The sequence below is a fragment of the Calidithermus terrae genome (genome assembly GCF_003574345.1).
Classification (GTDB): domain Bacteria; phylum Deinococcota; class Deinococci; order Deinococcales; family Thermaceae; genus Calidithermus; species Calidithermus chliarophilus.
Window position 1 is genome coordinate 1 of record NZ_QXDL01000205.1, and the last position, 7012, is coordinate 7012.

Sequence of the window (7012 nt, forward strand, 5' to 3'; positions counted from 1 at the left end):
CCCCTCCCTCGAGCCCCCCGCATACCCCCAGAGCTTCGGCAGCAGCAGCCCGGTGCGGGCCTTGTAGGCGGGCCACTCGGGGTAGCGCGAGAGGGAGATTTCCTTGGAGTGGATGTTCACCGCGAACACGGCCAGCCAGACCCAGGCCAGGACCAGCCAGGGGAGCCAGTGGCCCACCAGGAGGGCGTAGGAGGCGTAGATCATCATCTCGCCGAGGTAGTTGGGGTGGCGCACGTGCTTGAACATGCCCTCGCTGATGAGGCCGGGGCGGTGCTTGAGGGTGTAGAACTTCTGGGCGTCGGCGGCCATCATGATCGCCACGCCCAGCGTGTGCAGCGCGACGCACAGGGCCAGCCAGGGCCACGAGGGCTCGAAGGGGCTGAGCCTCGAGACCAGCACGAAAGGCGCCACCCAGTACGGCCCCAGCACCAGCGCGAAGCTCATCAGCGCGCCCCCGAGGGTGACGGGCACGTCCCAGGCCCTATCGGGGAAGGCCAGGTGCTTGAGCAGCCAGCACAGCCCGTAGGTGCCGTGGAGGGCCAGGTAGACCCAGGCCGCCGGGCTGTAGTTGTCGTAGAGCGCCATCAGCAGCAGCACGAACGGCGCGGTGCCGCCCTTCTGGAAGTTGATCACCCACGACAGGCGCAGCGGCCGGGGGCCGCCCAGGAAGTCGCGGCTGAGGTGGTGGCTCAGGCGCCGCAGGGCGAGCATCAGGGGGTGGGGCTCGGCAGGGTTCATGGGGGCTCCAGCCGCAGTCTATCGCGCCCTCCCCTCCTCCCGCTCCCGCCGGGGGGCTATACGCGCGTGAGCGGGGTGTGGCGGGCCAGGAAGGCGTCCTCGCTCTCGGGGAGCCTCTCACCGACCTCGAGGAAGCGCTCGCGGCTGTGGCGGTAGAGCTCGCGCATCCCCTTGCGGTGGCCCAGCGCCTGCTGCGCCAGCAGGGCCAGCGCCAGCGCGGCCTCGTCGTAGGGGTCGGCCTCGAGCAGGATGCGTGCGGCGCGCAGGGTGGCCTCGGGGTGGGTCTGCAGCCCCTCGGCCGCCCGCGCCCGCAGGTTCTGGTAGAGCGCCTCGCGCGCGTCCGGGGCCAATGCCTCGTCGAGGTCGGGGAGGAAGGGGCCCTGCCAGAGGCCCAGGTCGCCGCCGTGCAGGAAGTCCTCGGCGTCGGACTGCACCGGCCCCAGCGCGTAGCCCGTGCTGCTGCGCAGGATGAGGGTGCTGCCCAGCGCCGAGCGCAGGCGGTAGACCAGTTGCTTGAGCGCGGCCAGCGCCTTGTCCTCCTCGAGCCCGGGGTAGAGCCGGTCGATGAGGTCGAGCTGGCTCACCCCGCCCCGGCCCAGCAGGCGGGCCTCGAGCAGCGTCACCAGCAGCTCACGGCCCTTGCGGATGCGCCCCGAGAAGGGCTGGCCGTCGAAGCGCAGGGTGCCCAGCACCTCCAGGCGGTGCTCGAGGGGGGCAACCGGCCCCTCCTCCCGCGGGTCGGGGAAGTAGCGCCGGGCCACCGCCGCGCCGCCCAGCAGGCCCATCTGCTCCAGGCGCTCACGCCGGGCGCGGGCCGAGCGGGCGTCGCCGCGCAGGCGGTCGAGCTCGAGGGCCATGCGCTCGGGGTGGGGGCCCATCGGCAGTAGGCCGGCGTCGCGCGCGGCCCGCTCGAGCAGGCCCAGCGCGCCCGCGGCGTCGCCCAGGCGCTCGAAGGCCAGGCCCCGCACCCACAGCGCGGCGGGGCCGAAGGCCGGCTGGCGGGTCTCGTGCGCGAGGCGCTCGAGCTCGTCGGCCAGGGCCAGGGCTGCCTCGGGGCGGCCGTGCGCGGCCTCGGCCCAGCCTGCCGCCAGCACCGCGGGCACGGTGGCGGGCGGCAGCCCGGCCTGGCGGGCGTGCTCCACCCCCGCGCGGGCGTGGCGCAGGGCCAGCGCGGGGCCGTGCGGGGGGGCCCACTCGAGGTAGAGCCGGGCGGTGATCATCTCCAGGCGGGCCAGGTAGATGCGCTGTCCCAGCCGCTCGAGCACCCCGCGGCTCTCCAGCAGCACCTCCTCGGCCTGGGGGAACTCGCCGCACTCGAGCAGGTACAGCCCGAGCTCGCTCTGGCGGAAGGCGTAGACCCCGCCGTTGCCCTGCTCGGCGGCGATGCGCAGGGCGGCGCGGATGTCCGCGACGGCCCCGCGCGGGTTGCCCAGCGCGTTGCGGGCGTAGGCCCGCAGCTGGTAGATGCCGCCCCAGAGGTCGTGGTAGCGGGGAGAGCCGTCGTCGAGCTGCTCGAGGGTGCCCAGGAAGGCGCTGAAGTGGGCCTCGGCCGCCTCGTAGTCGGCGGCGAAGTGGGGGATGAAGGCCTGGATGTAGAGCAACTGGGCGCGGTCGAAGGGCTCGAGCCCGCCCTCCTCCAGCACCCGGGCGATGAAGCCCCGCGCGTCCTCCAGGCGGCGCAACTGCACCAGCGCCCGGGCCACCAGCACGGGCGAGAGCCCGATCTCGGGGTGCTGCCGCCACAGCTCGAGCACCCCCTTGTAGTCGTGGCTGAGGTGCTTGACCTGGGCCCGCATCCGCAGCAGCCGCGCCCGCTCCTCCGGGCCCCCGCCCCCGGACTCGGCCCGCTCGAGCAGCCCGTCGAGCAGGCGTTCGGCCTCCCCGCCGCGCCCCAGGCCGGCCAGCAGGTCGGCGACCAGGAGGGCGGCCTCGAGGTCGTGGCGGTCCAGGCGGCGGGCGGTCTCCGCGACGCGCAAGGCCTCCTCCAGGTTGGAGGCGCGCAGCTTGCGGGCGGCCTCGAGGGTCAGGCGGAAGCGCTCGGCCTCCGGGCCGAGCCCGGCCAGCCGCAGCAATAGCCGGGCCTCCTGGGCGGCGGTGCCCAGGGCGCGGGCGTGGGCGATGGCGGTCTCCAAAACCTCCCGCGCCGGGGCCGGGGGCAGCTCGGCGGCCGGCAGGAGGCTGGCCGCTCCCAGCGGGTCGGCCGAGCGGAGCTCCTCGAGCGCGGCCCGCGCCAGGCGCACCCGCTCGGCAGGGTGGGCCTGGGCGAGAGCCACCTCGCGGAAGAGCGGGTGGGCGAACTGCCCGCCTTGCAGGACCCCGGCGGCCTCGAGCCGCCCCTCCCACGCCGCCAGGGCCTCGGGCGACAGGCCGCTGACGCGGGCCAGGCGGTCGGCGGGGGCGAGAGGGGGCAGCAGGGCCTTGGCGGTGAGCAGCGCCTGGGCCTCGGGCGCGGAGCCCAGCGCCTGGAGCTGCTGGGCGATCACCGCCTCCACGCTGATGGGGCGCAGGTCGTCGGGCGGGGGCCGCCAGCGCCAGCGCTGCCCGTCGCTCCAGAGGTAGCCCAGGCGGCTGAGGTGGCGGAAGTACTCCAGCGTGAACAGCGGGTTGCCCTGGGCGTGCCGCCAGATCCAGCCGGTGGCCTCCGGCGGCAGGGCCGAGCCGGCCTCGCCCTCCAGCAGCAGCGCCGAGGCGTCCGGGCCCAGGGGCTCGACGGCGTGGTTCTCGAAAGGGGCGGGCAGGGCGTTGCGGCCGGTGACCAGCAAGGCGACCCCCCGGCTGCGGCCCACCGCCTCGGCCAGGGCTACCCAGAAGGCCAGGCGCTCCCCCTCCGCCTCGTGCAGGTCCTCGACCAGGAGGATGAAGGGGGCCAGCCGGACCAGGTGGGCCGCCAGGGCCCCCGCCGCGGCCAGGGGCGTGGCTTGGCCGCGGGCGAAGCGCTCGAGCGCGCTCCGCACCCAGGGCGGGGAGTCGGGGGCCATGGGCAGCGCCGCCAGCAGGCCGCCGGCCGCCAGCGAGGCCGGGAGCTGGCGGGTGGGGCAGGGAACGCCGGCCAGCACCTGCCGTGCGGTCCAGGTCTTGCCCACCCCCGGCGGCCCCACCAAGGCCACCGCCGCGCCCCTTCGCTTGGAGAGCACCCAGCTCAGGCGCTTGGTCAGGTTGGGTATGAGGGCGGCGGTCGGGGCCATCGCAAAAACCCTAGGCAGCGCTCGGAGCGCAGGGGGCCGAGTTTAGGGGAGCGCCACGAGAATTGTACAGTCACCGCCCGCGAGGTCCTAATCAGGACCGTTTACCCCCGGCCTCCGCCCGGCGCGGGTGCGGCCCAAAGACCCTGGGGCCGGGGCCGGGGCAAACGGAAAAGGACGGGGCGTGTAACCCCGTCCCGGTGCTGGTGGGTCCAGAGGGACTCGAACCCGCGACCTACCGATTAAAAGTCGGTTGCTCTACCAACTGAGCTATGGACCCGCAAAACCCAGCACCGAGGATTATAGGCAATCGGCGCGGGGCTGTCTATAGGCGGAGCGCACAAAAGCGCGGGGGGAACGGGGTCTGCGGGGATCTTCCCGGCCGAGGGGGCCTCGTGGGCACCCGCCCCCGTGGCGCGGGCAATTCGCCCACCCGCACGGCGCGAATGTATGGAAGCACTTGAGGCCTCTAATAGTTACGAACTTCACGATGCTTGCACGGCGGTCGCTTGTGGGCTTACCATGGGTAGCGACCAACAATGCAAGCACTGGCGCTGGCCGTCACTTTAGTGGTTATGGTGCTTGGGGCGTTCGTCCTCACGGCACTGCGGGTGTGGTGGTTCGCCCCCCTGGCCTCCAACTGGGCCAGCATGGACAACCTCATCGTCGTCTCTTTGGTCCTGTGCGGCGCGGCCTTCATCGTCATCAACCTCTTCATCGCCTACACCCTCTACGCCCACCACAGCGAACGGGGCCGCAAAGCCTTCTTCTTCGTGGACAACCCCCGGCTCGAGTGGAACCTCATCTGGTTCACCGGGCTCGGGATCGTCGCGCTGCTGGCCCCCGGGCTGTACTTCTACGCCCAGGTGATCAACCCGCCCAAGGGCCCCTACGTCGTCGAGGTCCTCACCCAGCAGTGGCTGTGGAGCTACCGCTACCCCGGCAAGGACGGGGTGCTGGGGCCCGCCGACGTCAGGAACTACACCGCGGCCAACCCCTTCGGCGTCAACGCCGAGGCCCCGGCCAGCCGCGACGACGTGCCCGCGCTCGGCGGCCCGCTCTACCTGCCCCTGGGCCGGCCCGTGCTGCTGCGCATGCGTTCCAACGACGTGCTGCACAGCTTCTACGTGCCCGAATTCCGCATGAAGATGGACATCGTGCCGGGCATGGTCACCCAGATGTGGTTCACGCCCACCAAGACCGGCGCCTTCCAGGTGATCTGCGCCGAGCTGTGCGGGGTGGGGCACTACAACATGGTGGGCCAGGTGGTGGTGGTCGAGCCGGACGAGTTCGAGCGGTGGCTCGAGCAGCGCCCCACCGTCGCCCATACCCTCCAGCCCACCGGCAACGCCCAGCGCTAGGCGCCTCGAGCTAGACCCCAGTCCGAGCGAAAGCTCTGTCAAAACCAAGACCGTCGCCTCGGCAACCGCATCGGACTCGGGAAGAGGTGAACGATGGCGCATACCCACCCCGGCTACCACGATCATCACATCGGTCCGGAGCCCCAGAGCTGGTGGACGAAGTACGTCTTCAGCCAGGACCACAAGGTCATCGCTTACCAGTACGTGCTGACCGCGTTGTTCGTGGGCGCCGTGGGCATGGGGCTGTCCTGGTTGATGCGCCTGCAATTGGGTTTCCCCGGGAAGGTCGAGCTCATCAACCCCACCGTGTACTACCAGGCCGTCACCCAGCACGGCATGATCATGGTGATCTACCTGCTGACCGCGCTGCTGCTGGGCGGCTTCGGCAATTTCCTGGTCCCGCTGATGCTGGGGGCGCGGGACATGGCCTTCCCCTTCGTCAACATGCTCAGCTTCTGGGCCTACTTCCTCTCGGTGGTGGTGCTGCTGGCGAGCTTCTTCGTGCCCGGCGGCGCCACGGGGGCGGGCTGGACCCTCTACCCCCCCCAGTCCATCCTCAAGGGCACGCCGGGGTCCGACTGGGGCATCATCTTGATGCTGGTCTCGCTGCTGCTGTTCATCGTGGCGGCCACCATGGGGGGCCTCAACTACGTGACCACCGTGCTGCAACTGCGCACCAAGGGCATGACCCTCATGCGCATGCCGCTGGCGGTGTGGGGCATCTTCGTGGCGACCGTCCTGGCCTTGCTGGCCTTCCCGGCGCTGTTCGTGGGCGGGGTGATGCTGCTGCTCGACCGCACGGTGGGCTCGAGCTTCTTCCTCCCCGCCATCGTGCAGTTCGGGCAGCAACTGCCGCGCGAGGGGGGCAGCCCGCTGCTGTTCCAGCACCTGTTCTGGTACTTCGGCCACCCCGAGGTCTACATCGTGATCCTGCCCGCCATGGGCATCGTCTCCGAGCTGATCGCGGTGCACTCGCGCAAGCCCATCTTCGGCTACCCGATGATGGTGCTGTCCATCGTGGTCATCGGGGCGCTGAGCTTCGTCGTGTGGGCGCACCACATGTACACCAGCGGGATGAACCCCTACTTCGGCTTCCTCTTCGCCGTGACCACCCTCATCGTGGCGATCCCCTCGGCGGTGAAGGTCTACAACTGGGTTCTCACGCTGTGGCGGGGCAACATCCACCTCACCACGCCCATGCTCTTCGCCATCGCCTTCCTCAACACCTTCCTCATCGGGGGCCTCACCGGGCTGCTCCTGGGCAACGTCATCATCGACTTCCCCCTGCAGGACACCTACTTCGTGGTGGCCCACTTCCACATGGTGATGGGGGTGGCGGCCATCGTGGCGATCTTCGGCGGCATCTACCACTGGTTCCCCAAGGCCACCGGGCGGATGATGAACGAGACGCTGGGCAAGGTGCACTTCTGGATCACCTTCGTGGGCACCTACGCCATGTTCCTGCCCATGCACCACATCGGCCTCACCGGGGTGCCCCGCCGCTACTTCGGCTTCGAGAACCTGCAGTTCATCCCCGAGTCGGTCAAAGACCTCAACGTCTTCATCACGGTGGTGGCCCTGATCGTGGGCGCGGGCCAGTTGGTGTTCGCCTACAACCTCGTCCACAGCATCTTCTGGGGCAAAAAGGTGGGCGACAACCCCTGGCGGGCGACCACCCTCGAGTGGCAGACCCCCACGCCCCCGCCCCACGGCAACTGGGGCGACCAGCCC

4 protein-coding genes and 1 tRNA gene are annotated in these 7012 nt (G+C 71.1%); 2 read left to right on the forward strand and 3 right to left on the reverse strand.

Annotated elements, in window-relative coordinates; genetic code table 11:
* The 3 genes from Mterra_RS17325 to Mterra_RS17335 all read right to left on the reverse strand — a co-directional run.
* Positions 1-738 (reverse strand): methyltransferase family protein (locus tag Mterra_RS17325; protein WP_218022961.1); only part of this gene is annotated, 738 nt, incomplete at its 3' end.
* A 56-nt stretch (positions 739-794) separates the two neighbouring features.
* Positions 795-3923 (reverse strand): ATP-binding protein, encoded by a 3129-nt coding sequence (locus tag Mterra_RS17330; protein WP_119316295.1) that lies wholly within the window; start codon positions 3921-3923, stop codon positions 795-797.
* A gap of 201 nt (positions 3924-4124) precedes the next feature.
* Positions 4125-4200: transfer RNA gene (locus Mterra_RS17335), tRNA-Lys, on the reverse strand.
* 259 nt (positions 4201-4459) lie between these two features.
* On the opposite strand from Mterra_RS17335, the gene Mterra_RS17340 reads away from it, so the two are divergent.
* Complete coding sequence (locus tag Mterra_RS17340) at positions 4460-5281, forward strand: cytochrome c oxidase subunit II (protein WP_119316296.1); 822 nt, start codon at positions 4460-4462, stop codon at positions 5279-5281.
* A 93-nt stretch (positions 5282-5374) separates the two neighbouring features.
* Positions 5375-7012, forward strand: a 1638-nt coding sequence (locus tag Mterra_RS17345; RefSeq protein ID WP_119316297.1) for a cytochrome c oxidase subunit I, incomplete at its 3' end; no start/stop codon positions are given.